We start from the raw sequence: 25,786 nt of genomic DNA, 5'->3' as shown, positions 1-25,786 counted from the left end.
AGCATCAACGCATTGACTTATGAATTATCTTTTAGCATTCAGGTTTATCGCCTAATCCATAAGTGCAGGCAAAAGGATCGATCCACTCGTTATGTTTGTGGAAAAAAACGATTAATTCTTTACTTTTGAAAAAAACATACCCTAAACCGCTGGAATATATCATCCACTCCCCCGCCGATCCATCCTGAAAAACAACAGCGCCTGTTGCTATGCAAGGTGAGGAGTACTTAACTTCAAGAGGGCCAAAGTCTTGTGATTGTTTTGCCAGTCTGAAAAAACGCGATATTTGTTCTATATTTGGTTTGAACAATTTGCAAATTATTTCCTCATTATCTTTATCATTATCTCGTCCTTTATTATGTATTTCGTCCTGCGCTATATCAAGGTGTCTTACATTTTTTGCATGTATAAATCCTGACATTAAACATAAAAAAAGAAAAAAAGTAGGCGGCGATTTTTTTAATTTTACCATTTTGCTGTGCTCGCCTCTGTGATATTTTTTCTGGCTATTTCAGGGTGTCGGTAGATTTCATTTAAAGGCACTTGTAATGTATCAGCTAGTTCATTAATTAGCCACTGTAAGGCATCATTTTGTAGAGAATTGACATGTTCAAAAACTGGATTGTCGCCTTTCCCTGCTTTCCCAACTATTTCTATACCAATGCTGTCGCTATTAATCGGGAACCTATCAGGAAATGTTTTTTCTTGCTCGATTCTTGATATTTTAGTGAAGTTTTTCCAATCCATTTCGAGCACTGCCATCTTTTTAAACTCAGCAGGATCACACTTTTTTGTTAAAAAACATCTGGATTGACTTTTCCCCACGTGCCAGGTAATCCGGAACAGGGACGCCGTCTGATAAATCGTGCCGTCCTTATCGATAAGAAAATGCGCGCCGTTGGCGCCTGCATTTTGATAACTGTTAAAGGTACTGCGGGCGGTTGGGCTGTCCGTTTGATGCACCACGATACCATTTACCTTATCCAGCTTTCCTCGCTCTATCGTTTTAAATATTTTAACAATAATGCGGGCAGCATCAACGTGGCCATTTTCATCAATGTATAACATAACATTCCCTTTTTATGTTAATAACGGAAACATACTTTTGACCGGGGAGTAGGCTTCTCAGAAGTAATATCCCCATACCTGATGCCTTTCAGAACTGCAAAGGCTGCCAGCGTTAGCATTCAGGTTCATCGTCTAATCCATAAGTGCAGGCAAAAGGATCGTTCCAGGGGTTATCTTTATGGAAAAATACCCATGTTTTTCCATTTTTTAACGTCACATATGCTAACCCACTTGACTGTATCGTCCATTCTCCGAAGGAACCATCATCAAATAATAGGGTTCCATAAGAAATACAAGGCGAATAATACTCATGTAGCAAGGAACCGGATTCTTCAGATTCTCTGGCTACCTTGAAAAAATGGATTAACTGCTTTTCAGAGGGTCTGAATTCCTGGCATCCCTCTTTTTCATCGTTCGCGTTGAGGCCTTCATATTGTATGCCTGCCGCTTCGATATCGATACGCTCTACAGTTCGACATTGAGCATAACTTAAAAATAAAGAGCTAAAATATAAAAAAATGAATAATTTTTTAATTACCATTGTGCTGTACTGGCTTCTGTAGAAGTTTTTCTGGACGTCTCTGGATGACGATATATTTCATTCATCGTAACCTGAAGGGTGTCTGCCAATTCATGGATCAGCCATCGCAGTGCTTCATTCTGGAAAGAGTTCACTCTTTCGTAGACACGTTCTTGCCCTTTTACCATTGTTATTGATTGACCTACAATTTCAATGCCTACACTGTCACTATTGATCGGAAAACGATTGGGGAAATTTTTTGCATGTTCTGACTTTGAAATTTTATCACTATTTTTCCACGACTTTTCCAATTCTGCTACTCTTTTGAATTCAGCAGGATCACATTTTTGGGTCATGAAACAGCGGGATTTAATTTTCCCCACATGCCAGGTAATCCGGAACAGGGACGCCGTCTGATAAATCGTGCCGTCCTTATCGATAAGAAAATGCGCGCCGTTGGCGCCTGCATTTTGATAACTGTTAAAGGTACTGCGGGCGGTTGGGCTGTCCGTTTGATGCACCACGATACCATTTACCTTATCCAGCTTTCCTCGCTCTATCGTTTTAAATATTTTAACGATAATGCGGGCAGCATCAACGTGACCCTTTTCATCTATGTATAACATAACATTCCCTTTTTATGTCTGGTGTGCTTAAACCATTTGACGGGTTTTAATGTCATATCCCATGGAGGCGGTGCCCGCTGCCAGGCCCGCCGAATTATGCAGCCTGTAATCCAGTCTGAATTGTGAAAAGGATAAGCCGACTTTTTCTCGCGGAGCGCGCATGGTGTTATAACAGACAGTGTGAACGCGGGTAATAATAATATCCTGAAGCACAATGCGAATATATTCCAGCGGTGGATTGCCGGGTTTCCGTAAAGTTATTACCGCCTCAGACAGATGTTTACCTGATGCGCAGTATCGAAGGAGGGCAGGGCTGGCAGTGTCGGTGTAGTGGTCGAAGACCAGGTCGTTAACGGTGAATCTTCCGCAATGGCCATTTTTTGAAGAATTGTGTACTCCCCAGCGCCACCAGAGCATGTCAATCGCGCCTTTATGTCTTTCGTCCTGAGAGTTGCCATGAATTCCATTTAGTTTGATAAAACTGTCCTGTGTCATACTTCTTCCCTGTTAGCATCATTGCTAAAAAAAGTCCTGAATCCCTGCGCTGTTACCATTGGTAAACGCGTCTGGCACATTAAAAGGGATCTTTGCCAACCGTTCTGCCCGCGGGATCACATATATGATCCGATGTGCTACCGCAGGCGATAAAAAGATATGCTTTGTTGCGGTAGCTTTAATTTAGTCAGTTATTCGGATGTTTTGAGCGGAAATCGCTGCCGTACCAGCACAAAGAACAGCGGTACAAAGAAGATCGCCAGCAGCGTGGCGGAGATCATTCCGCCCATCACGCCCGTGCCCACCGCGTGCTGGCTGCCAGAACCTGCACCGTTGCTGATTACCATCGGCAGCACGCCAAATATAAACGCCAGCGAGGTCATCAGGATCGGCCTCAGCCGCTGCCGTGAGGCTTCCAGCGTGGCTTCGATCAGATCGCGGCCTTTGCCGTTCATCTCGTTGGCGAATTCAACAATCAAAATTGCGTTTTTGGCCGACAGTCCGATCACGGTGAGCAGCCCCACCTGAAAGTAGACATCGTTTTCCAGCCCGCGCAGCCAGGTCGCCACCAGCGCACCCACTACCCCGAGCGGCACCACCAGCATCACTGAGAAGGGTACTGACCAGCTTTCATACAGCGCGGCCAGACAGAGAAACACCACCAGCAGTGACAGCGCATACAGGGCGGGCGCCTGCGAACCGGTTAGCCGCTCCTGCCATGACGCGCCCGTCCATTCCAATCCGAAGCTGCCGGGTAACTGACTGACAATTTTTTCCATTTCCGTCATGGCGGTGCCGGTACTGATGCCGGTTGCGGCTTCGCCGACGATCTCTACGGATGAATAGCCGTTATAGCGTTCGAGGCGCGGCGAACCCGTTTCCCATGAGGAGGTGGCAAAGGCGGTAAACGGCACCATTCCGCCGCTGCTGTTGCGCACGTACCATTTGTTAATATCGTCCGGCAGCATGCGGAACGGCGCGGCCGCCTGAACGTAAACCTTCTTCACGCGACCGCGATCGAGGAAATCGTTCACATAGGTTGATCCCCAGCCGGTCTGAAGCGTGTTGTTAATATCATCGATCGACACGCCCAGCGCCTGGGCTTTGCGCTGATCGATGTTGATACGTAGCTGCGGCGTGTCGTCCAGACCGTTGTGGCGAACGCGCGCCAGCGTCGCATCGCCTTCCGCCGCCGTCAGCAGCTTGTCCCTCGCCGCCATCAGCGCGTCATGGCCTGCGCCGGCATGGTCCTGTAAGTACATATCAAAACCCGCCGAGTTGCCCATGCCGGTAATGGCGGGCGGACTGCTGGCGATCACTCGCGCCTCCCTGATCTGGCGGAACGCTTTCGTGGCGCGTTCGATAATGGCAAATGAGCTACGTTCTGCGCTGTCGCGCGACTGCCAGTCTTTCAAACGGATAAACATGCGTGCCACGTTCTGACCGTTGCCGCCCGGCCCGGAACCGATGGTTGAAAACACCGACAGCACATTCTCTTTTTCTTTCGTCAGATAATACTGCTCCACCTTGTTCACCACGCGATTGGTTTGCTGAAGCGTGGAGCCAGGCGGCAGTTGTACCTGCGTCATAAATATGCCGCGATCTTCCAGCGGTAAAAACGACGTGGGCAGATGGATAAAAAGAAGGGCCATCCCCGCAATAAGCGCTACGTAAAGCACCAGCCAGCGGCCCGCTTTGGCGAGTATTTTTCCTACGCCGCGCTCATAGCGCGCCGCGTTCTTATTGAAGGTGCGGTTAAACCAGCCGAAGAAGCCGCGGCGTTCATGGTGCTGGCCCGTTGGTTTCAGCAGCGTGGCGCAGAGGGCAGGGGTCAGGATCATCGCCACCAGCACTGACAGCACCATCGCCGATACGATAGTAATAGAGAACTGGCGATAGATTGCGCCGGTGGTGCCGCCAAAAAATGCCATCGGCACGAACACCGCTGACAACACCAGCGCAATACCGACCAGCGCGCCCTGAATCTGCCCCATCGATTTACGCGTGGCGTCTTTAGGCGACAGTCCCTCTTCGCTCATGATGCGCTCCACGTTTTCAACGACAACGATGGCATCATCCACCAGCAAACCGATGGCCAGCACCATGGCGAACATCGTCAGCGTGTTAATGCTAAAACCGCAGGCGGAGAGAATGGTGAAGGTGCCGAGCAGTACTACCGGTACGGCAATAGTTGGAATAAGCGTTGCGCGGAAATTTTGCAGAAACAGGTACATCACCACGAAAACCAGGATCACCGCTTCCACCAGCGTTTTCACCACGTCCTCAATGGACGCCGTGACGAACGGGGTGGTTTCAAAGGCGATTTCCGCCTTCAGCCCCTGTGGGAAGTAGTGGGAAAGCTCGTCGATGCGAGCACGCACCAGCTTATCGGTATCGAGTTCGTTGGCGCCGGATGCCAGTTTAATGCCCAGCCCTGAGGCGGCCTGGCCGTTATACTGGCTGAGAAAATCGTACTTCTCCGCGCCCAGCGCCACGTCAGCGACGTCGCCCAGTTTGACCTCTGAGCCGTCTTTGTTAACGCGCAGCGTGATATTTTTAAACTGCTCTGGCGTCGTCAGCAGCGACTGAGAATTGATGGTGGCATTCAGCGCCTGCGTATCAACGGAGGGCAGGCCGCCCAGCTGTCCGACTGCCACCTGGCTGTTTTGCGACTCAATCGCGCTGACCACGTCCGAAGTGGTCAGCGCATAATTAATCATTTTGTTCGGATCGAGCCAGATACGCATGGCGTACTGTGAACCGTAAGCATCTACCTGGCCGACGCCTTCGATTCGGCTGAGCGGGTCCTGCACGTTACTGGCGACATAGTCAGCGATATCCTGTTTATTCATGCTGCCATCGGTGGAAACGAATGCCACCATCAAAATATTTGTGTCGCCGGTTTTGGTGACCGTCACACCCTGCGACTGCACGGCCTGGGGGAGCTTTCGCAGCGCGGTCTGAAGCTGATTTTGTACCTGCTGTCTGGCTTCGTTGGGATCGGTGCCCGCCAGAAAAGTCAGCGTGATCGTGGCCTGCCCGGTGTTGCTGCTCTGGGAGGACATGTACATCATGTTGTCGATCCCGGTCATATTCTGTTCAATCACCTGGGTGACTGTGTTTTCCAGCGTTTTGGCCGACGCGCCCGGATAGTTGGCGGTGATGCGTACGTTTGGTGGTGCAAGGCTGGGATATTGCTCAACGGGAAGGGAAAAAATAGCCAACGTGCCGGTCAGGCAAAGCAGGATGGCGATGACCCACGCAAAAATCGGGCGATCGATAAAAAAATTCGCCATTGAACGTAAACTCCAGGTTTGTTTTCAGGGTTTCTGCGTCGGCCGCATTCCATCCGATCTTTGGTGCGAATAATCACCATCGGCGTGTTTTAGATCTCGCCTCAACTTTACGCGTCAGCCAGCAGGGAATCGTGAAGAAATTGAGGAGAATATGTAAAATATCATGCTGCCGCCCCGGTGAATAGCGGGCCCTCAGTCGCACCTGAGAGGATAGTGAAGCAATACTGAAGTGCCCCCGCCATCCACCGCGCGGATAGTCAGATGACCTTCCAGGCTGGCGGCGCGTTCGCGCATAATGGTTAAGCCATAATGGCCCGGTGGGCTGTCGGGTTGCGTGATGCCGCGCCCGTTATCAATGATTTCGATAGTCGCACTGTTGTCTGCATTACGCTCACAGCGGATGCGAATTTCCGACGCGTCAGCGTGGCGAATGGCGTTAAGCAACGCTTCACGCACGATTTGCAGCACGTGTACCTGATTTTGCGACGCCAGATGCGGGTCAACCGGTTCGCCTTCGAGCAGGATGATGGCGCGGGTTTGCTTACGCAGCGGCGCAATCGCCTGCTGAAGCGCGGTAGAGAGATCGGCGGGTTCAATGGAGAGACGAAACGTGGTGAGCAGTTCCCGTAGCTGGCGGTTTGCCTCGCTCAGCGCCTCATCGATCTCGCCGACGATTGCCTTTGCCGGCCCGGCGTTGTCATCCACCACACGCTTCAGACGCGCAAGCTGGATGCGCAAATAGGCCAGCGACTGCGCCAGCGAATCATGCAGTTCGCGGGCAATGGTGGCGCGCTCTTCCATCAGCAGCAGATGCTGAACCTGCCGTTGCGCCTGCTCCAGTTCCAGCGCGCGGGAGAGCATAGAGGCCAGTCCCTGCATCAGTTGCGCTTCGCTGTGCTGCGCCTGCCAGCGAAGCTCGCCTCCTTTAATCACTGCGGCATCCAGCGGCATACTTTGCCATGACAGCGTCTCGTCTGGCGTGCCTGCGGTAAGCTCTCGTTCAGGCGATGCGGCGAGGGTAATGCAGCGCAGCCCCTCGCGCGTGAGCACCAGCTCCAGCACCTGAGAGAGCGCTGTGGCGCTGTTAAAATGGCTGCTCAGCGTTTCCGAGCAGCGGTACAACAGCGTCAGGCGACGATTGGCCTGGCGCAGGTCGCGCGTTTTCTCTTTTACTGCGTCTTCCAGGTAGTGATAGTGTTTTTCAAGCTCCTGAGACATTTTGGTAAAAGCGCGTGCCAGCACGCCCAGTTCGTTTTCCAGCTGCGTATCCAGCGGCGAGTGGGAAAACTGTGCCTGCTCGATCTGTTGACTGGCAGTCACCAACTGATTCAGCGGCATCACCACCTGGCGGCGTACCGAGCGCAGCGTCCACATCACCAGCGCAATGATGGCCATAAAACCCAACAGGCTGCTCACGGCAACCATCTTCATTTTCAGTTCCGCCCAGCGTTGCAGAGAAAGCACAAAACTGTCGATCTGCGCGACGTAATGCGAAACATGCTGCTGATAATGCTGCGTTTTTCCGGCCAGAAGATCGGGCTGAAGCCGCTGCCACGACTGAAGCAGCTCATGATAGCGGTCGCGGACGCTGGCGGGAACGTAACGACGGTCGAGCTTGCTCAGGGCAGGCGCATCCAGGGACTGCTGATAGTGACTGATGTCGCGGCTCAGGCCTGCGGGATCGTGGGTGGCGTCCCATACCAGCCGGTAGCTCTGCATACGCAGCGAGCCGGCAATGTTTACCGCCTCGGCGTCGCGCAGGCTGGCGGAAAGCGTGAGCAGCGCCAGCCCCGTTGAGAACACGGAAAGCAGGGCAATTGAAAAAAGCGCGCGCGCCAGACTGCCGGTCACAGAGCGTTTTAGCATAATGATATTCCTTGCATAATGGCAGCAAGTATATCGCCAAACGCAGGCTAAGTTTCTGATCTGACGTAATAGTGGAAGGCAGATTCCGCAATACGATAAAACGTGCGCGGCCTCACTTGTTCTCAGTCATTTGTTTCGTTATAGTGGCTGCGTTAACAAAATGTGCTTTTTTCTTCTTTACATTCAGATACATAGTTAACTAAATGTAACTATTATTGACACTTCTTTTTCCTGACTTGCACTTCTTTCACAATCTCTTAACGCCTTTACGCTGTGTCGACACTGATTTTCATTGCATCGCTCATAATTAATTCCGTAACGAATCATCTGCGACGAGGAATGATTATGAATATGAAATTACCTGCGCTTTTTGCCGCTGCCGTACTGGCCGCAACCTCTTTCTCCGCACTGGCTGCCACTCAGGTCGATCAGGATCAGAGCCAAAACCTTCAGGCGGCAGGAACAGTGACCATCAGCAATGTAAACGGCTCGCTTGACGATGCAAACCGCCAGCTTAAAGCCAAGGCCGAAGAGATGGGCGCAAGCCACTATCGCATTATCCGCGCTGAAACCCCCGGCGATTCAAGCCTGTGGAGTGGTACTGCGGAGATCTACCGCTAATCCCTTGTTTACCCTTACCATCCCTGTGTAGTTTTGTGTAATTTTACCGGACCGACCGCCCTTTGCGGTCGGTTTTTTTATGCCTGCATCCCAACGTTATGATTATCCCAACAGAATTTTTGCGTCGGCTTTAGAGAACGGTTAGGATTCATCGCCGCAATTTTTCCTGATGCGTTAAACAATAAATAGAGAAACAGCGGCGTTGCGCGGGGCATCTACGCTCTGCTGCGCAATCGTTTAGTCAGTGCGGCGTGCTGCACTGACTATCAGTTTGGACAGGATAACAGGACAGATAATGAAGGCTGACAAAAAGACAGGGGCGGAGAAACGTGCCGCCAGAAGACGCTGGTTAAATTCTCACGACTCCGGCTATCACAAAGCGATGGATAATCGTCACGTTCAGATGATTGCCATCGGCGGCGCAATAGGAACGGGTTTGTTTCTTGGGGCAGGTGCCCGCTTGCAGGTAGCCGGGCCGGCGTTGGCTATTGTCTATCTGGTATGCGGAATTTTCTCTTTCTTCATTCTGCGGGCGCTGGGCGAACTGGTTCTTCACCGTCCTTCCAGCGGCAGCTTTGTGTCCTACGCCCGTGAGTTTCTCGGTGAGAAAGCATCTTACGTCGCGGGTTGGATGTATTTTGTTAACTGGGCGATGACCGGTATTGTCGATATCACCGCCGTGGCGCTGTATATGCACTACTGGGGCGCGTTTGGTGACGTGCCGCAGTGGGTGTTCGCCCTTGGCGCGCTGGCGATTGTCGGCACCATGAACATGATCGGCGTAAAGTGGTTTGCCGAAATGGAGTTCTGGTTTGCACTGATCAAAGTGCTGGCTATCGCAATTTTCCTCGTTGTCGGCGTGGTTTTCCTTGGCAGCGGCAAGCCGCTGGACGGTAACGCGACGGGCTTCCATCTTATCAGCGATAACGGCGGCTTCTTCCCGCACGGTCTGCTGCCTGCGCTGGTTCTGGTGCAGGGCGTGGTATTTGCGTTTGCCTCGATTGAACTGGTCGGCACCGCAGCCGGTGAATGTAAAGATCCCAAAACCATGCTGCCAAAAGCCATTAACAGCGTTATCTGGCGTATTGGATTGTTCTACGTCGGATCGGTAGTGCTGCTGGTGTTGCTGCTGCCGTGGAACGCGTATCAGGCGGGGCAGAGTCCATTCGTGACGTTCTTCTCCAAACTGGGCGTGCCTTATGTGGGCAGCATTATGAATATCGTGGTGCTGAGCGCGGCGCTTTCCAGCCTCAACTCCGGACTCTATTCGACTGGCCGCATCCTGCGATCCATGTCAATGGGGGGCTCCGCGCCGAAGTTCATGTCGAAAATGAGCGGTCAGCAGGTGCCTTACATGGGCATTCTGGTCACCATTGGCGTCTATATCATTGGCGTTTACCTGAACTACATCGTGCCGTCACGCGTCTTTGAGATCGTGCTGAACGTCGCCTCGCTGGGCATTATCTCTTCGTGGGCGTTCATCGTGGTTTGCCAGATGCGCTTACGTAAAGCGATTAAGGAAGGTAAAGCGGAGGACGTCAGCTTTAAGCTGCCCGGCGCGCCTTTCACCTCGTGGCTGACGCTGTTGTTCCTTGCCAGCGTGCTGGTACTGATGGCGTTCGATTATCCGAACGGAACATACACCATTGCCGCTGTGCCGCTTATTGCTCTTTTGCTGATCCTTGGTTGGTTCGGCGTCCGCAAGCGGGTTGCCACCGTGGCGGAAACGGAACATCAGCAGGTTAAAAGCGAATTGCCTGAATAGGATGAATAATTGTTTTGAAGGCGGTTCAGTAATGAGCCGCTTTTTTTTGCCTTCAGAAAAGCATTGAGATTCAGATAGTTTTCCCGCTCGCCTGCTTTTATCATGGCAAACCAGTTATTATGCATTGGAGCCTGTATGTCGGACAAAATTACCGTCGTTAAAAATAAAATCCTCTCTGAAAACTGGTTCGTCCTGCGCAACTTTACGTACGATCTCACCACCCGCGACGGCTCAACGCTGCGCCACAAGCGTGAAGTATACGATCGCGGCAACGGCGCCACTATCCTGCTCTACAACCGCGAAAAAAACAGCGTCATTCTCACGCGCCAGTTCCGCATCGCGACCTGGGTAAACGGTAATGAAAGCGGGTTTTTGATTGAAACCTGCGCCGGCCTGCTGGACAACGACACGCCGGAAGACTGCATCCGTAAAGAGGCCGTTGAAGAGACCGGCTACGAGGTCGGAGAGGTTGAGAAAATTTTTGAAATGTATATGTCGCCAGGCGGCGTGACGGAACTTCTGCATTTTTTTGCTGCGGAATACCACGACGCGTTACGCGCCAACGCAGGCGGCGGCGTAGAGGATGAGGATATCGATGTCATCGAAGTGACATTTCCCCAGGCGTGGGCGATGGTCAAACAGGGTAAAATCAAGGATGCCAAAACCGTTATGTTGCTGCAACATGCGCTGATTGAAGGCTGGCTGCACCCTTAACGTAATTTGCTTAACACAAACTCTTAAAAAATTAAAAAGTCGTGCACGGTAAATAATTAAGATGCCGACTTTTTAATAATCGCTGATGATTCCTGAACGCTCCAGAACTAATTAATTAATCAGTCTCAAATAAGGCCGGTTGAACGTTGTCTGCAAAAAATTAATAACCCGGGTTTTTATTTCATAAAAAAAGTGAAATCAATCACAATATACAGAATTTAAAGAGGTTTTTTCAGCGACGCTATTGCCTGTACCGCCATTAAGCCTGCATCTTGTCCGACTAATCTGATTGAGATTGCCCTCATCAAAAGCGAGGATGGTTTTTAAAGCATTACCTCAATTTATAATAATTTACGCACGATCGTTACGGCGTTATTTTGCCAATTGGATTGAAAAAAAAGGGGTTATGAGCGACCATCAAAAGAAGCTCATTGCGCCGTATTATCTGGGATACCCGTTATAAATGCCTTATCGGATAAAAGTCAGTTTTATTTTTATGCTGCTGTTTTCTGCGTCGGGACACGCTGAGCCTCTACAAAAGACGTTTTCCGACTGGCAGATAACCTGCAATAACCTCAACTATTGCGAGACGCGCAACTTACCCGGTGAAAATGGTCTGGTGATGACGGTCAGTCGACATGCGGGAGTAAACGATCGTCCGCTGCTGCGGATTGATTATGGCAACCGCTATTCCGGCGAGCTAACGGGCGGGCCATTAAAAGATAATCTTCTGCTCGACGGCAAGCGCCTGCGGCTGGATCTGAAGCACTGGACGGTTGAGCCGCACCACTTTGCCACCTCACATACCATCTCTATTGATGAGTTTTTCCAGCAGGTGATGGAGGCGGGCACGATTCAACTGCTGTATCGTCGTGGCGCAACCATCTCTCTGCGCGGGCTGAAGGCGGCATTATTATTAATGGATGACGTCCAGGGAAGAGTGAACAGCACCAGCGCCTGGATAAAGCGCGGCCCTGAGATCCCAATCCCCGATGAGCCTGTCGCGCCCGAAGTCACGCCTGCGCGACGTCCACCGTTGGCGCTGACGCGGGACGAAACCACGGGACTGATTGATTTCGGCACCTGGCGCATCGATACCGATGAGTGCTCGCTGGACCCTCAGCGCAGAGAAGTCAGCGTGTCGCCGCTTACGGATGAAAAAGCCCTGCTGTTGGTGAGTTGTGAAATGGGCGCCTATAACGTGATCTCCCTTGCTTACGAAGTCACGCGTGCGCAGCCTTATGTCGCGAAAGGCATTACGTTGACGCTGCCGTTCACACCGCCGCGTCAGACTGAAAAACAGTTGGAACTGATCAATGCACGCTTTGATCCCGATCGCGGGGAACTGGTGACGTTTGGCAAAGGTCGTGGTTTGGGCGACTGCGGGGTGGCTTCTCGCTGGCAATATAACGGACGTGAGTTTGTGCTGGCCGAGTATGCGGAAGAGAGCACCTGCGACGCCTGGCACGGCAGTGATGACTGGCCGACGCTGTGGACCAGCAAAAATGCGCCAGCAGGCGACGTGGAAATGACGCCATAAAAAAAACCGCCCAACGTTCCGAAGGGCGGTTTTTTTGTTGAGTGCCTTAGTGAGGCTTCAACAGCGATTCGGCGTGGCTGACAATGTTCTCGACGGTAAAGCCGAATTCGTTGAACAGTTTCCCGGCCGGAGCCGATTCGCCGAACGTGGTCATGCCGACGATAGCGCCGTTCAGACCCACATACTTGTACCAGTAGTCAGCGATGCCTGCTTCTACCGCCACGCGTGCGGTGACGCCGGAAGGCAGCACGGATTCACGATATGCCGCATCCTGCTTATCGAACAGATCGGTAGACGGCATCGACACTACGCGCACGTTGTGGCCGCTGGCGTTCAGCTTTTCAGCCGCGCCCAGGGTGATTTCCACTTCAGAACCGGTGGCAATCAGGATCACATCCGGCGTGCCGTCGCTGTCTTTCAACACATAAGCGCCGCGGGAGATATTCTCCACCTGCTGTTTCGTACGTTCAGGCTGCATCAGGTTCTGACGCGAAAGGATCAGCGTTGTCGGGCCATGATGACGCTCCACGGCGTGTTTCCAGGCCACGGCGGTTTCTACCTGATCGCACGGGCGCCATACGCTGAGGTTTGGCGTGACGCGCAGGCTGGCAATCTGTTCAACCGGCTGATGCGTCGGGCCATCTTCGCCCAGACCAATTGAGTCATGGGTATACACCATGATCTGACGCGCCTTCATCAGTGCAGCCATACGCACCGCGTTACGCGCATATTCGACAAACATCAGGAACGTGGCGGTGTATGGCACAAAACCGCCGTGGTGCGCGATACCGTTGGCGATAGCGGTCATACCGAATTCACGCACGCCATAGTGAATATAGTTGCCTGCCTGATCTTCTTTAATGGATTTCGAACCAGACCAGATAGTGAGGTTGCTCGGTGCAAGGTCAGCCGAGCCGCCCAGAAACTCCGGCAAAATTTTACCGTAAGCTTCCAGCGTGTTTTGCGACGCTTTACGGCTGGCGATTTTCTGCGGGTTGGCCTGAAGCTCTTCGATAAATTTCTGCGTCTCCTGCTCCCAGTTTTCCGGCATACCGCCATCCATACGGCGCGCATATTCGGCAGAGAGTTCAGGGAAAGCAGACTGATAGGCGGCGAACTTGTCGTTCCACGCTTTTTCGGCCTGTTTACCCGCTTCTTTCGCGTCCCATTGTTGATAGATTTCGTCAGGGATTTCAAATGGCGGGTAGTTCCAGCCCAGCGCTTTACGGGTCAGCGCCACTTCTTCTTCGCCCAACGCCGCGCCGTGCGACTCCTCTTTACCCGCTTTGTTTGGCGAGCCAAAACCGATAACGGTTTTACAGATGATCAGGGAAGGCTTGTCGGTAACGCTCTGCGCTTCTTTGATAGCTTTCGCCACAGCATCAGGATCGTGGCCGTCGATTTCATGAATAACGTGCCAGTTATAGGCTTCGAAACGTTTGGCGGTATCGTCGGTGAACCAGCCTTCGGTTTCACCATCAATAGAGATGCCGTTATGGTCGTAAAAACCGATCAGTTTGCCCAGGCCCAGCGTACCGGCCAGCGAGCAGACTTCATGGGAAATACCTTCCATCAGGCAGCCATCGCCCATAAAGACGTAGGTGTGGTGGTCGACAACGTCGTGGCCCGGGCGGTTAAACTGCGCGCCCAGCGTACGTTCGGCAATGGCCAGGCCAACTGCGTTCGCCAGACCCTGGCCCAGCGGGCCGGTTGTGGTTTCAACGCCTGGCGTATAGCCGATTTCCGGGTGGCCCGGCGTTTTAGAGTGCAGCTGACGGAAGTTTTGCAGTTCGGTAATCGGCAGGTCGTAGCCGGTAAGGTGCAGCAGACTGTACAGCAGCATGGAACCATGACCGTTTGATAAAATGAAACGGTCGCGGTTGGCCCAGGTCGGGTTGGTGGGATTGTGATGCATAAAGTCGCGCCACAGCACTTCGGCAATATCAGCCATACCCATTGGCGCACCAGGGTGGCCGCTGTTCGCTTTCTGTACCGCATCCATACTCAGCGCGCGAATGGCGTTAGCGAGCTCTCTACGTGAAGACATGTGTTTCTCCATGAGTTTTCGGGGAAAGAGGGTGGGAAAGGGCGCGCGCAGAGGGCGAACGCATTCGCCCTGACATGACGATGAAGAAAGCGGCGCCGCCCACTTCTGATTTGATTACAGTTTGGCTGCCAGCACGTCTTCCAGCTTCTGCTGGTCGACGGCGAACTGGCGAATACCATCAGACAGTTTTTCCACTGCCATCGCGTCCTGATTGTGCTCCCAACGGAACTCAGATTCAGAAAGCGGCGCAGGATGGTGGAAGCCTTCGGTAGACGGCGTGAGTTTGCGCTCAACCGGCGCATCGCTGGCCTGAAGCTCTTTCAGCAGGTCGGGAGAGATCGTCAGGCGATCGCAGCCTGCCAGCGCCAGGATCTGCTCAACTTTACGGAAGCTGGCACCCATGATCACCGTGTTGTAGCGATGCTGCTTATAGTATTCGTAGATATTGCGCACGGACACCACGCCCGGATCTTCGTCCACGACGTACGGATCAAGCGGCTTACGGGTGTTGTACCAGTCGTAAATACGGCCAACAAACGGGGAGATCAGGTAGACGCCCGCTTCAGCACAGGCACGTGCCTGGGCAAAGGAGAACAGCAGCGTCAGGTTACAGTTGATGCCGTTTTTTTCCAGCTCTTCCGCCGCGCGAATGCCTTCCCAGGTGGAGGCAAGCTTAATCAAAATGCGCGAACGATCGATGCCGTTGTCTTCATACATTCTGACCAGCTTTTCGGCTTTGGTCACGCACATGCCGCGATCGAATGAGAGCCGCGCGTCTACTTCCGTTGAGACGCGGCCAGGCACGCTTTTCAGAATTTCCATACCCAGATTGACGGCGACTTTATCGCTGGCGTTAATAATCTGCGTTTCTTTGCTGCCGCCCTGTTTTTTGGCGTAGTCGATAGCGTCGGTGATCAGGTGTTTATAGGAGTCGAGGCCGGCCGCTTTAAGGATTAGAGACGGGTTGGTCGTGGCGTCTTCAGGATTGTAGTTACGAATCGATTCAATATCGCCACTGTCTGCCACCACTGTGGTGTACTGTTTCAGTGCGTCAAGCTGGTTCATCTCATGGCTCCTTGATGTGCTACAAATAAAACCGCATCGACAGGCGCTCCGCTCAGGGCTGAGCCGAAAAGCCAATGGTGTCAGCCCCGCACTTACATAAAGTCGGGGCAACAGGCATAGCGACGCGGTGATCTGTTCTCAGGGCAAACATTGCATCAGACGACCGACAATGGAAATGCGTTTTCTCTGATTGTTGCAATGGGTTCGCCCGATAGTCAGGTGCGGCAGGTGAAAAAAAGCCGCATCTGAAAGTGTAGCAGCTGTGCAGCATAACGTCGGATCGCTGATGAGACGCGCTTAAAGCCATGCCTTAACCGGCAAAAAATCGCTGTAAAGCGCTGCTTCCGGCGATCCCGGTTCCGGCTGCCAGTTATATTCCCACGCCACCTTCGGCGGCATCGACATCAAAATCGACTCGGTACGGCCGCCGGTCTGCAAACCAAACAGCGTGCCGCGATCCCACACCAGGTTGAATTCCACGTAACGTCCGCGGCGATAGAGCTGAAATTCCCGCTCGCGCTCGCCCCAGCGCTGTAATTTACGTCGCGCAACGATGGGCAGGTAGGCGTCCAGGTAACCTTCTCCAACGGCCTGTATGAAGCGGAAAGACGTGGCAAAATCAGGCGTGTTTAAATCGTCAAAGAACAGGCCGCCGATCCCGCGCTGCTCGTTGCGGTGCTTAATAAAAAAGTAGTCATCGCACCATTTTTTATAGCGTGGATAGACGTCATCGCCAAAGGGCCGACAGAGATCAAACGCCGTCTGATGCCAGTGCACGGCGTCCTCGGTGAAGCCGTAGTAGGGCGTCATATCAAAGCCGCCGCCGAACCACCAGACCGGCGCCGCGCCCGGCTTTTCCGCAATAAAAAAGCGCACGTTGGCGTGACTGGTCGGCACGTAGGGATTTTCAGGATGAACCACCAGCGACACGCCCATCGCCTCGAAGCTGCGGCCTGCCAGTTCGGGGCGATGCGCGGTGGCCGAAGCGGGCATCTGGTCGCCGTGAACGTGGGAGAAATTAACGCCCGCCTGCTCGAAAACCGCGCCGTTGCGGAGTACACGGCTGCGCCCGCCGCCGCCCTCCTCGCGCGTCCAGTTATCTTCTTTAAAGGCGCCGCCGCCGTCGGCCTCTGCCAGTTGCTGGCAAATGCGATCCTGTAACAGCAGCAGAAATTGCTTAACGTCGGCGATATCGGGTGCGTTCATAAGTTCACCTGGCTTTTAAAAAGAGGTCGCGAAGTATACGCCATTTCTGCCCGTCAGGCTCATCTGCGCCGGGCGGCTTTTTTACCTTTAATTCTCACGCGGACTTGCACGCCTTTAAGAATGCGTGATAATCAGCGAATTATGACTAACTTCAGGGGCTACGGCATGGAAATACGCGTATTCAGGCAGGAAGATTTCGAAGAGGTGATCACGCTGTGGGAGCGCTGTGATTTGTTGCGCCCCTGGAACGATCCTGAGATGGATATTGAGCGCAAGCTTAACCACGATCCTGACCTGTTTCTGGTGGCGGTGGTGGGCGGCGAAATCGTCGGTACGCTGATGGGCGGCTATGATGGCCATCGCGGTTCGGCCTACTACCTTGGCGTGCATCCCGATTATCAGGGCCGGGGCTTCGCTAACGCGCTGATCAATCGGCTGGAAAAGAAGCTGATTGCACGCGGTTGCCCCAAAATCAACGTGATGGTGCGCGAAGAGAACGATGCGGTGCTCGGCTTTTATGAAAAGCTGGAGTATGAAATGCAGGACAGCGTGCTGCTCGGTAAACGTCTGATTGAAGATCGGGAATATTAAGGGGCTGGTCGATCGTTATGATGAATCAGACCGCCACGCCTGACGATTATGATGCGAAAGGGCAGTTGAAATTGCCCCTGATTTTTTGGCTGATTTTGCTGCTTCAGGCGCGCACCTGGGTGTTGTTTGTCGCGGCGGGCGCGTCGCGGCAGCAGGGCGCTGCGCTACTTGAAATGTTCTATCCCGATTCAACAACCTTTTGGGTCGGTCTGGCGCTCGGCCTGCCTGCCGCCGTCGGGCTGCTGCTGACGGGCTATCGTCAGCGTCTGCCGCGCCTCTGGCAGGCGTGGCGAACAGTGCTTGCACTGACGCTGATTGCCACCCTGGTTTTACAGTTTCTGCTGAATGATGACGCCTTCTCGCCGCTGTCGATCGTGGTGAGCGGCTGCGATCTGCTGGCGCTGGGGTATCTCTGGCTCAGCGAACGGCTACGCGCCTGTTTCGATCCGGCATTGAATGGCGGTTAAACTTTTCTGTTGATTGGCACTCCAATCACTTCACGCATGTTTGGTTACGATGACAGGAGTTGCAATGAAAATTGTTCGCATGGCGTCTTTGGTCGCTGCACTGGTTCTGGCGGGCTGCGCCAGTACGGGCTCAGGCGATACCAGCGCCCGCTGGTGGAATCCGCTGGAGTGGTCATGGTCGAGCCTGGCGCCCTGGCACTGGTTTGGCTCGTCGCTGGAGGTGACCGAGCAGGGCATTGGCACGCTGAACGGCAGCACCGCAATGAACGAACAGGCGATCGGCGACGGGCTGGGCGGCGATTATCAGGTGCGTAAAGGTATGCGTGGTGAGAATGGCGGCGTGGTGACCTTTTATCAGGCGGTAAAAGATAAGCAGATCAAGATTGAGGTCACCGGTGAAGCCACCATCAGCCGTATTGATGTGACGGACAGCGGCATCGCGACCGCCGACGGTAAGAAAATCGGCACGCCGTTCAGCGATCTCTATTCCAAAGCGTTTAACGCCTGTCAGAAAGGCAGCGGCAGCGACAGAAACGGCGTGGAGTGTAAGGCGCCGGGCAGTCAGCATATCAGCTACGTTTTCAGCGGCGACTGGCGCGGGCCGGAAGGGCTGATGCCAGCAGACGATACCCTGAAGAACTGGACCGTGAGCAAAATTATCTGGCGTCGGTGAAGAATAACGGAGGAGCTTTTCGATCCTGTTCTGTTGCAGTATCAGCCCCTGAGAACCCCTTCGCACTGCGGACAGGTCACCGCCTGTCCGCGCCTTAATGATGCTTTTACCGGCACCGGCTTTGTCTTTTTTCTACGTTGGTCCCGAAGAAGCCCCTTCTTTTCCCACCCGGTGCATAAACTTTCCTGATTGCATATAGCGTTTAGCAATTGCAAATCGCTAAACGGTATATAAAAGCGTTACAGCTTTCTCCCGCGTTATAAATACACTGAATGCCGTTATAGCCGGTTCAGATTTTCAGGATGCAGATAATGTTAACCAGGGTGTTAAAAAATGCGGGCGGCATCGCTTTTACGCTGCTGCTGACAGGCCAGGCGCAGGCTACCGAATTGTTAAACAGCTCCTACGACGTGTCGCGGGAGCTGTTTGCTGCGCTCAACGCCCCTTATCAGCAGCAGTGGGACGCACAGCACCATGGTGACAAACTGACCATCAGGCAATCTCACGCAGGCTCTTCAAAGCAGGCGCTGGCTATCCTACAAGGGCTGAAGGCGGACGTGGTGACTTACAATCAGGTGACCGACGTGCAGATCCTTCATGACCGCGGCGGGCTGATCCCCGCTGACTGGCAGCAGCGACTACCCAATAACAGTTCACCGTTCTATTCGACGATGGCATTCCTGGTTCGTAAGGGGAATCCAAAGAATATTCACGACTGGCGCGACCTGGTAAAAAGCGACGTGAAGCTGATTTTCCCCAATCCTAAAACCTCCGGAAACGGCCGCTATACCTGGCTTGCCGCGTGGGGCGCCGCCGCAAAAGAGAACGGCAACGATCCCGCAAAAACCGAAGCGCTGATGACGCAATTTCTGAAAAACGTAGCGGTATTTGATACCGGCGGACGCGGCGCAACGACCACGTTTGTCGAGCGCAAGCTGGGCGATGTGCTGATAAGTTTTGAATCCGAGGTCAATAATATCCGCAATCAGTACGAAAAAGAGGGCTTTGAGGTCATCGTGCCGAAAACTAATATTCTGGCGGAGTTCCCGGTAACCTGGATCGATAAAAACGTGAAGGCAAACCATACGGAGAGCGCGGCGAAAAGCTATCTGAACTACCTCTACAGCCCACAGGCGCAGGAAATTATTACGCACTATTACTATCGGGTAAATAACCCTGCGCTGATGGCACAGCAGAAAGATCGCTTCCCGCAAATCGACCTCTTTCGCGTGGAAGAGATATTCGGCGGCTGGCCGCAGGTAATGAAAACGCACTTTGCCAGCGGCGGCGAGCTGGACAAACTGCTGGCAGCGGGGCGGCAGTAATGTTTACGACGACAAAACGCGTGCTGCCGGGTTTCGGCCTCAGCCTGGGCAGCAGCCTGTTCTTTACCTGCCTGATTTTATTGCTGCCGGTCAGCGCGCTGCTCATGCAGCTGTCGCAGATGACGCTGGCGCAATACTGGCAGATCGTCACCGATCCGCAGATGATTGCCGCCTATAAAGTCACGCTGATTTCGGCTGGTGTGGCCTCGCTTTTTAACGCGCTGTTCGGCATGCTGATGGCGTGGATCCTCACGCGTTACCGCTTCCCGGGCCGCGCGCTGCTGGATGGGCTGATGGATCTGCCCTTTGCGCTGCCGACGGCGGTAGCGGGCCTGACGCTGGCCGGGCTGTTCTCGGTCAATGGCTGGTATGGTCAGTGGCTGGCGCTGTTCGGTATTAAAGTCTCTTACACCTGGCTCGGCATTGCGGTGGCGATGGCCTTTACCAGCATCCCGTTCGTTGTACGTACCGTGCAGCCGGTTCTGGAAGAGCTGGGCGCCGAATATGAAGAGGCCGCCGAAACGCTGGGCGCCAGCCCGTGGCAAAGCTTCCACCGCGTGGTGCTGCCGGAGGTGGCGCCGGCTCTTTTAGCCGGTACGGCGCTCTCTTTTACCCGCAGCCTTGGCGAGTTTGGTGCGGTCATCTTTATTGCGGGCAACATCGCCTGGAAAACAGAAGTCACCTCGCTGATGATTTTCGTCAAGCTTCAGGAGTTTGATTATCCGGCCGCCAGCGCCATTGCGTCGGTGATCCTCGCCGCCTCGCTGCTGCTGCTGTTTGCCATCAATGTCTTACAAAGCCGCTTTGGCCGTCGCCTGGGAGGTCACTAATGGCTGATATCTCTGCCAGCCACGTTCGCAGCCGCCCCAATCTGGCAAAATGGTTGCTCATCGCCCTTGGCATGATTATTTCGTTTGCACTGCTGGTTGTGCCGCTGATCGCGATTTTTGCCAGCGCCTTTTCAGAAGGCATCGGAGCGATTTTCCGTAATATCGCCGACGGCGACATGCTGCACGCCATCTGGCTGACGATACTGATTGCGCTGATTACCGTGCCGGTCAATCTTGTTTTCGGCACGCTGCTGGCATGGCTGGTGACCCGCTTTAACTTTCCGGGACGTCAACTGCTGCTGACGCTGTTCGATATTCCTTTTGCCGTCTCGCCGGTGGTGGCAGGGCTGATGTACCTGCTGTTCTGGGGCGTTAACGGCCCGGCAGGGGGCTGGCTGGATGCGCACAATATCCAGCTGATGTTTTCGTGGCCCGGCATGGCGCTGGCGACCATTTTCGTTACCTGTCCTTTCGTCGTACGTGAACTGGTGCCGGTCATGCTGAGTCAGGGCAGTCATGAAGACGAGGCGGCGGTGCTGCTTGGCGCTTCCGGCTGGAAAATGTTCTGGCGGGTCACGCTGCCCAATATTCGCTGGGCGCTGCTGTATGGCCTGGTGCTGACCAACGCCCGCGCCATCGGCGAATTTGGCGCAGTGTCGGTGGTGTCGGGATCGGTACGCGGCGAAACCTATACGCTGCCGCTTCAGGTTGAATTACTGCATCAGGATTACAATATTGTCGGCGCATTCACCGCTGCCGGGCTGTTGACCCTGATGGCGATTGCAACGCTTTTCATAAAAAGCGCGGTGCAGTGGCGGCTGGAGCACCAGCAAAAACGCCTGCAACAGGAGGGGAAACATGAGCATTGAAATCAGCAACATCAATAAATCCTTTGGCAAAACGCAGGTTCTGTCTGATATATCACTGGATATCCCTTCCGGCCAGATGGTGGCGCTGCTGGGGCCGTCGGGGTCGGGTAAGACCACGCTGCTGCGCATTATTGCCGGGCTGGAAAGCCAGAGCAGCGGTCGCCTCAGCTTTCACGATAAAGACGTCACCCAGGTGCACGCGCGCGATCGTCAGGTAGGATTCGTTTTCCAGCATTACGCACTGTTCCGTCATATGACGGTTTTTGACAACATCGCTTTTGGCCTGACGGTGCTGCCCCGCCGTAAACGCCCCTCTACGGCGGCAATCAAAGAGAAAGTCAGCCGCCTGCTGGAAATGGTGCAGCTCGGTCATCTGGCAAATCGTTTTCCGGCGCAGCTCTCTGGTGGGCAGAAGCAGCGTGTGGCGCTGGCGCGCGCGCTGGCGGTCGAGCCGCAGATCCTGCTGCTTGACGAACCTTTCGGCGCGCTGGATGCGCAGGTGCGTAAAGAGCTTCGTCGCTGGCTACGTCAGCTGCATGAGGAGCTGAAGTTTACCAGCGTGTTCGTGACGCACGATCAGGAAGAGGCGATGGAAGTGGCTGACCGCGTGGTGGTGATGAGCCAGGGGAATATTGAGCAGGTCGGCACGCCGGACGAGGTGTGGCGCGATCCGGCCAGCCGCTTTGTGCTGGAATTCCTCGGCGAGGTCAATCGCTTTGAGGGTGAAGTGCACGGCTCGCAGTTCCACGTTGGCGCGCATCGCTGGCCACTGGGCTACACGCCGGCCCATCAGGGCGCTGTCGAACTGTTCCTGCGTCCGTGGGAAATCGATGTCAGCCGTCAGAGCAGCCTGGAAACGCCGCTCCCCGTACAGGTGCTCGAAGTCAGCCCGCGCGGCCATTTCTGGCAGGTGGTGGCGAAACCTGCGGGCTGGGGCAGCGATTTCATCACGCTCATCGTTGAAGGCGAACTGACGGCGCCGCTGCGCGGGGAGCGTCTGTTCATCGGTCTGCAACAGGCGCGTCTGTATAAGGGTGAAACGCCGCTGCGCCAGGTTGCCTTTGCGCAAAGCGCCTGATATTTTCAGGCGCTGCATGACGCATTGTTATCCGGAGACACGCCGTGACCACCCTTGAAAGCACCATCGGCAATACCCCGCTGGTCAGGCTACAGCGCCTGACGCCCGACAACGGCAGTGAGATCTGGCTGAAGCTTGAAGGCAATAATCCTGCCGGTTCAGTGAAGGATCGCGCTGCGTTGTCCATGATTCAACAGGCCGAGCGACGCGGCGACATCCGTCCCGGCGATCGGTTAATCGAAGCGACCAGCGGCAATACGGGTATTGCGCTGGCGATGATCGCCGCCATGAAAGGCTACCGACTGCGGCTGCTGATGCCCGAGAATATGAGTAGCGAACGTCAGGCCGCAATGCGTGCTTATGGCGCTGAGCTGATCCTCATCAGTCGCGAGGAGGGGATGGAAGGCGCACGCGACCAGGCTCTGGCTATGCAGGCGCGCGGCGAGGGCCGCGTACTCGATCAGTTCAATAATCCGGATAATCCGCTCGCGCACTACACCACCACCGGGCCGGAAATCTGGCGGCAAACCGCCGGAAAACTCAGCCATTTTGTCTCCAGCATGGGCACCACCGGTACGATTACCGGCGTGGGCGCCTATCTCAAGGAGCAAAGCAGCCACGTTGATATTGTTGGTCTTCAACCGGAAGCGGGCAGCAGCATTGCCGGTATTCGCCGCTGGTCAGACGCCTACCAGCCAAAAATTTATCGCCCTGAACTGGTTGACAGCATCATAGAGATGTCCCAGTCGGAGGCTGAAGAAACCATGCGTCAGCTTGCCTCACGCGAAGGCGTTTTCTGCGGCGTCAGCTCAGGCGGCGCGGTTGCAGGCGCGCTCCGTATCGCTACCGCGCAGCCCGGCAGTCTGATCGTGGCCATTATCTGCGATCGCGGCGACCGCTATCTCTCTACCGGCGTCTGGTAATTTTTGGGCCTGAAATTTCGGCCTTTCTCCCCCCGCCTGCTACTCTCCGAATGACCGCCTGCCGATAACACTGTAAGGATTGGGTAAATCCTGCTGATATTGTGCTAATACGCGGTCAAAATAGCGTCGCAAACAGAGAGAGCCCACATGAAAATTTTACTGGTAGACGATGACCTGGAACTGGGCACCATGCTCAGCCAGTACCTGATCACCGAAGGATTTGACGCTTCACTGGTATTAAACGGCAAAGCGGGAATCGAAGGCGCGATGTCGGGTAACTACGCCGCGATGATCCTCGATATTATGCTGCCGGATATGAGCGGTATTGATGTCCTGCGGCAGGTGCGGCAGCACAGCCGCCTGCCGGTTATTATGCTGACGGCGAAAGGCGACAATATCGATCGCGTTATCGGGCTGGAAATGGGTGCCGATGACTATATGCCTAAGCCGTGCTATCCACGCGAACTGGTGGCGCGCCTGCGCGCGGTGCTGCGCCGTATCGATGAGGTGCCGGTGGTTAACGAGAACAAAGGGCTGGCAAGCTGGGGCGAGCTGACGCTGAATCCGGCGACCCGCATCAGCGAATGGAAAAAGCAGCCTTTTGACCTGACGGCGTCGGAATTTAACCTGCTGGATCTGCTGCTGCGCTCGCCGGACCGCGTGGTGTCTAAAGATGAGCTGTCCGAAAAAGGGCTTGGCCGCCCGCGTGAGGCGTACGATCGTAGCGTTGATGTGCATATCAGCAACATTCGTCAGAAACTGGCGGCACTGACCAACGATACCATCACCATTGAAACCGTGCGCAGCATTGGCTATCGCATCCGATGAAGTCACGCGGCCTGTTGTTCTGGAAAATTCTGCTGGGTTTCTGGCTGACGTTTCTGCTGATGAGCCAGCTTATGTGGCTGGGATTTACCCTGTACGGGAAACACCGTGAGCCGCCTGAAAATCAGGCGGTGCGGCGCATCGTCAACCTGCAAATGGCTTCGGCGGTTTCGGTGCTCCAGCGCGGCGGCATGGAGGCGTTGAATGAGATGATGGTTGACTGGCCCGGTAACGATCGGCGTTTTTTTTCAGTGCAGGTGATGGAAAATCCGCCGCAGGAGGAGCCGCGCGCGCATCTGAACAGCACCTTACAGGCTGATGCGTTTCCAAAAGAGGTCATTGAATGGGTCACCGGCGCTGACGGCAGGCAGTATCAATTGCGTTACGATGTGCAGGGATTACGTAACGACAGCAGCATGGGCCATCCGCCCGCGCATTTCCTGAACGTGCCCGTCCCGTTTCTGATCGTCGCGGGCGTTGGCGGACTGCTGTTCAGCCTCTATCTCGCCTGGAATCTGGCGCGTCCGATGCGTCAGCTCCGACAGGGCTTTGAGCGCGTATCCAGCGGCGATCTCTCCGTACGACTGTTCCCGACAATGCGCCGCCGTCACGACGAGCTGTCGGTGGTGGCACAGGACTTTGATGCGATGGTTGAACGGCTGTCGGTGCTGGTCAGCGCGCGCGAGGCGCTGCTGCATGATATTTCGCACGAACTTCGTTCGCCGCTGGCGCGCCTTCAGCTGGCAACGGGCCTGGCGCGCCAGACGCCGCATTCTGTCGGTGAGTCTTTGGATCGCATTGATGAAGAGGCGCGCCGACTGGATAAAATGATCGGTGAACTGCTCACGCTGTCACGCGCGGAACATCAAAACCTGACGGAAGAGCAGTATTTCGATCTGCTCGGGCTGCTGGATGTGGTGGCGAATGACGCACGCTTCGAGGCGCAGGCAACCGGCGTGGAGATCCTGTTGCAGGCTGACGAGGACACCGATTATACGGTCAGAGGCGATGCCCGGCTGATCCGCTCGGCGCTGGAAAACGTCGTGCGCAATGCCCTGCGCTTCTCTCAGTATGGTCAGCAGGTAAAAATTGCGCTTAACCGCGAGGAGAAGTGGCTGAACGTGAGGGTCAGCGATCGGGGGCCCGGCGTGGAAGCGGATAAGCTGTCGAGCATTTTTGATCCTTTCGTGCGCGTTAACTCTCCGCTTTCTGGTAAGGGCTATGGCCTGGGATTGTCGATTGTGCGCAAGGTGGTATTAGCACATCACGGCGAGGTCAAAGCGGTGAACGGCAGGGAAGGCGGGCTTGAGCTGACGATCCGCTTGCCGCATTGGGTGGCATAGATACCACTGTCGCAGTACTATGATCGGCGCACG

General features: G+C 54.4%; 24 protein-coding genes. 14 read left to right on the top strand and 10 right to left on the bottom strand.

From position 1 onward, the window contains the following. Positions 1–31 precede the first annotated feature (31 nt). From FA91_RS12900 to narQ, 7 genes are all read right to left on the bottom strand, one after another. On the bottom strand, positions 32–472 hold the full coding sequence (locus FA91_RS12900; protein WP_034916304.1) for a hypothetical protein: 441 nt from the start codon (positions 470–472) through the stop codon (positions 32–34). Then, positions 466–1,068: a peptidoglycan recognition family protein gene (locus FA91_RS12895; RefSeq protein WP_034916302.1), complete on the bottom strand. Its 603-nt coding sequence runs from the start codon at positions 1,066–1,068 to the stop codon at positions 466–468. Before FA91_RS12895 ends, FA91_RS12900 begins: the two co-directional genes overlap by 7 nt. A gap of 112 nt (positions 1,069–1,180) precedes the next feature. Further along, positions 1,181–1,609 (bottom strand): hypothetical protein, encoded by a 429-nt coding sequence (locus FA91_RS12890; RefSeq protein ID WP_034916300.1) that lies wholly within the window; start codon positions 1,607–1,609, stop codon positions 1,181–1,183. Next, positions 1,603–2,214, bottom strand: a complete 612-nt coding sequence (locus FA91_RS12885; protein WP_034916298.1) for a peptidoglycan recognition family protein — start codon at positions 2,212–2,214, stop codon at positions 1,603–1,605. The genes FA91_RS12890 and FA91_RS12885 overlap by 7 nt, the downstream gene beginning before the upstream one ends. A gap of 27 nt (positions 2,215–2,241) precedes the next feature. Then, a complete protein-coding gene (locus FA91_RS12880) occupies positions 2,242–2,709 on the bottom strand; it encodes a type VI secretion system tube protein Hcp (RefSeq protein ID WP_034916296.1) in 468 nt (155 codons plus the stop codon). 191 nt (positions 2,710–2,900) lie between these two features. After that, a complete protein-coding gene (acrD, locus tag FA91_RS12875) occupies positions 2,901–6,005 on the bottom strand; it encodes a multidrug efflux RND transporter permease AcrD (protein ID WP_034916294.1) in 3,105 nt (1,034 codons plus the stop codon). Between the two features lie 192 nt (positions 6,006–6,197). Further along, positions 6,198–7,871, bottom strand: coding sequence for a nitrate/nitrite two-component system sensor histidine kinase NarQ (narQ, locus tag FA91_RS12870; protein WP_231566769.1), 1,674 nt, complete (start codon positions 7,869–7,871; stop codon positions 6,198–6,200). A gap of 345 nt (positions 7,872–8,216) precedes the next feature. Between narQ and FA91_RS12865 the strand changes: the two genes are divergently transcribed. The 4 genes from FA91_RS12865 to FA91_RS12850 all read left to right on the top strand — a co-directional run bounded on the left by FA91_RS12865 (position 8,217) and on the right by FA91_RS12850 (position 12,511). Then, complete coding sequence (locus FA91_RS12865) at positions 8,217–8,492, top strand: YdgH/BhsA/McbA-like domain containing protein (RefSeq protein WP_034916292.1); 276 nt, start codon at positions 8,217–8,219, stop codon at positions 8,490–8,492. A gap of 295 nt (positions 8,493–8,787) precedes the next feature. Then, positions 8,788–10,257, top strand: a complete 1,470-nt coding sequence (gene ansP / locus FA91_RS12860; protein ID WP_034916290.1) for an L-asparagine permease — start codon at positions 8,788–8,790, stop codon at positions 10,255–10,257. A gap of 135 nt (positions 10,258–10,392) precedes the next feature. Further along, entirely contained in the window at positions 10,393–10,971 is a 579-nt protein-coding gene (nudK, locus tag FA91_RS12855; protein ID WP_034916288.1) for a GDP-mannose pyrophosphatase NudK, read from the top strand. Positions 10,972–11,434: 463 nt separating this feature from the next. Beyond that, positions 11,435–12,511 (top strand): DUF1176 domain-containing protein, encoded by a 1,077-nt coding sequence (locus tag FA91_RS12850; RefSeq protein ID WP_034916286.1) that lies wholly within the window; start codon positions 11,435–11,437, stop codon positions 12,509–12,511. Positions 12,512–12,557: 46 nt separating this feature from the next. Here FA91_RS12850 and tkt read toward each other — a convergent pair whose 3' ends face one another. From tkt to hemF, 3 genes are all read right to left on the bottom strand, one after another. Beyond that, positions 12,558–14,558, bottom strand: a complete 2,001-nt coding sequence (gene tkt, locus FA91_RS12845) for a transketolase (protein WP_034916284.1) — start codon at positions 14,556–14,558, stop codon at positions 12,558–12,560. A 114-nt stretch (positions 14,559–14,672) separates the two neighbouring features. Then, on the bottom strand, positions 14,673–15,623 hold the full coding sequence (tal, locus tag FA91_RS12840) for a transaldolase (RefSeq protein ID WP_034916282.1): 951 nt from the start codon (positions 15,621–15,623) through the stop codon (positions 14,673–14,675). Between the two features lie 297 nt (positions 15,624–15,920). Then, positions 15,921–16,829 carry an oxygen-dependent coproporphyrinogen oxidase gene (gene hemF, locus FA91_RS12835; RefSeq protein WP_034916280.1) on the bottom strand — a complete coding sequence of 303 codons (909 nt, stop codon included), beginning with the start codon at positions 16,827–16,829 and terminating at the stop codon, positions 15,921–15,923. A gap of 165 nt (positions 16,830–16,994) precedes the next feature. Here hemF and FA91_RS12830 point away from each other — a divergent pair, with 165 nt between their 5' ends. The 10 genes from FA91_RS12830 to FA91_RS12785 all read left to right on the top strand — a co-directional run bounded on the left by FA91_RS12830 (position 16,995) and on the right by FA91_RS12785 (position 25,753). Next, a complete protein-coding gene (locus FA91_RS12830) occupies positions 16,995–17,420 on the top strand; it encodes a GNAT family acetyltransferase (protein ID WP_034916279.1) in 426 nt (141 codons plus the stop codon). Positions 17,421–17,437: 17 nt separating this feature from the next. Then, positions 17,438–17,887 carry a DUF2919 domain-containing protein gene (locus tag FA91_RS12825; protein ID WP_156103081.1) on the top strand — a complete coding sequence of 150 codons (450 nt, stop codon included), beginning with the start codon at positions 17,438–17,440 and terminating at the stop codon, positions 17,885–17,887. A 64-nt stretch (positions 17,888–17,951) separates the two neighbouring features. Continuing rightward, positions 17,952–18,560 (top strand): RpoE-regulated lipoprotein, encoded by a 609-nt coding sequence (locus FA91_RS12820; protein WP_034916278.1) that lies wholly within the window; start codon positions 17,952–17,954, stop codon positions 18,558–18,560. A gap of 311 nt (positions 18,561–18,871) precedes the next feature. Next, positions 18,872–19,885 carry a sulfate ABC transporter substrate-binding protein gene (locus FA91_RS12815; protein WP_034916277.1) on the top strand — a complete coding sequence of 338 codons (1,014 nt, stop codon included), beginning with the start codon at positions 18,872–18,874 and terminating at the stop codon, positions 19,883–19,885. Further along, positions 19,885–20,715 carry a sulfate/thiosulfate ABC transporter permease CysT gene (cysT, locus tag FA91_RS12810; protein ID WP_034916276.1) on the top strand — a complete coding sequence of 277 codons (831 nt, stop codon included), beginning with the start codon at positions 19,885–19,887 and terminating at the stop codon, positions 20,713–20,715. Before FA91_RS12815 ends, cysT begins: the two co-directional genes overlap by 1 nt. After that, positions 20,715–21,584 (top strand): sulfate/thiosulfate ABC transporter permease CysW, encoded by an 870-nt coding sequence (cysW, locus tag FA91_RS12805; RefSeq protein ID WP_034916275.1) that lies wholly within the window; start codon positions 20,715–20,717, stop codon positions 21,582–21,584. Before cysT ends, cysW begins: the two co-directional genes overlap by 1 nt. Then, a complete protein-coding gene (cysA, locus tag FA91_RS12800) occupies positions 21,574–22,662 on the top strand; it encodes a sulfate/thiosulfate ABC transporter ATP-binding protein CysA (RefSeq protein ID WP_034916274.1) in 1,089 nt (362 codons plus the stop codon). The genes cysW and cysA overlap by 11 nt, the downstream gene beginning before the upstream one ends. Before the next feature lie 44 nt (positions 22,663–22,706). After that, entirely contained in the window at positions 22,707–23,585 is an 879-nt protein-coding gene (gene cysM, locus FA91_RS12795) for a cysteine synthase CysM (RefSeq protein WP_034916273.1), read from the top strand. A gap of 147 nt (positions 23,586–23,732) precedes the next feature. Further along, positions 23,733–24,413 carry a response regulator transcription factor gene (locus tag FA91_RS12790; protein WP_034916272.1) on the top strand — a complete coding sequence of 227 codons (681 nt, stop codon included), beginning with the start codon at positions 23,733–23,735 and terminating at the stop codon, positions 24,411–24,413. After that, positions 24,410–25,753: an ATP-binding protein gene (locus FA91_RS12785; protein ID WP_034916271.1), complete on the top strand. Its 1,344-nt coding sequence runs from the start codon at positions 24,410–24,412 to the stop codon at positions 25,751–25,753. The genes FA91_RS12790 and FA91_RS12785 overlap by 4 nt, the downstream gene beginning before the upstream one ends. Positions 25,754–25,786: the final 33 nt, after the last annotated feature.

The organism is Erwinia sp. 9145 (assembly GCF_000745075.1).
Taxonomy (GTDB): Bacteria; Pseudomonadota; Gammaproteobacteria; order Enterobacterales; family Enterobacteriaceae; genus Erwinia; species Erwinia oleae.
The sequence above is the reverse complement of the archived record's forward strand: the minus strand, read 5'-3'. Positions and strand labels throughout refer to the sequence as shown.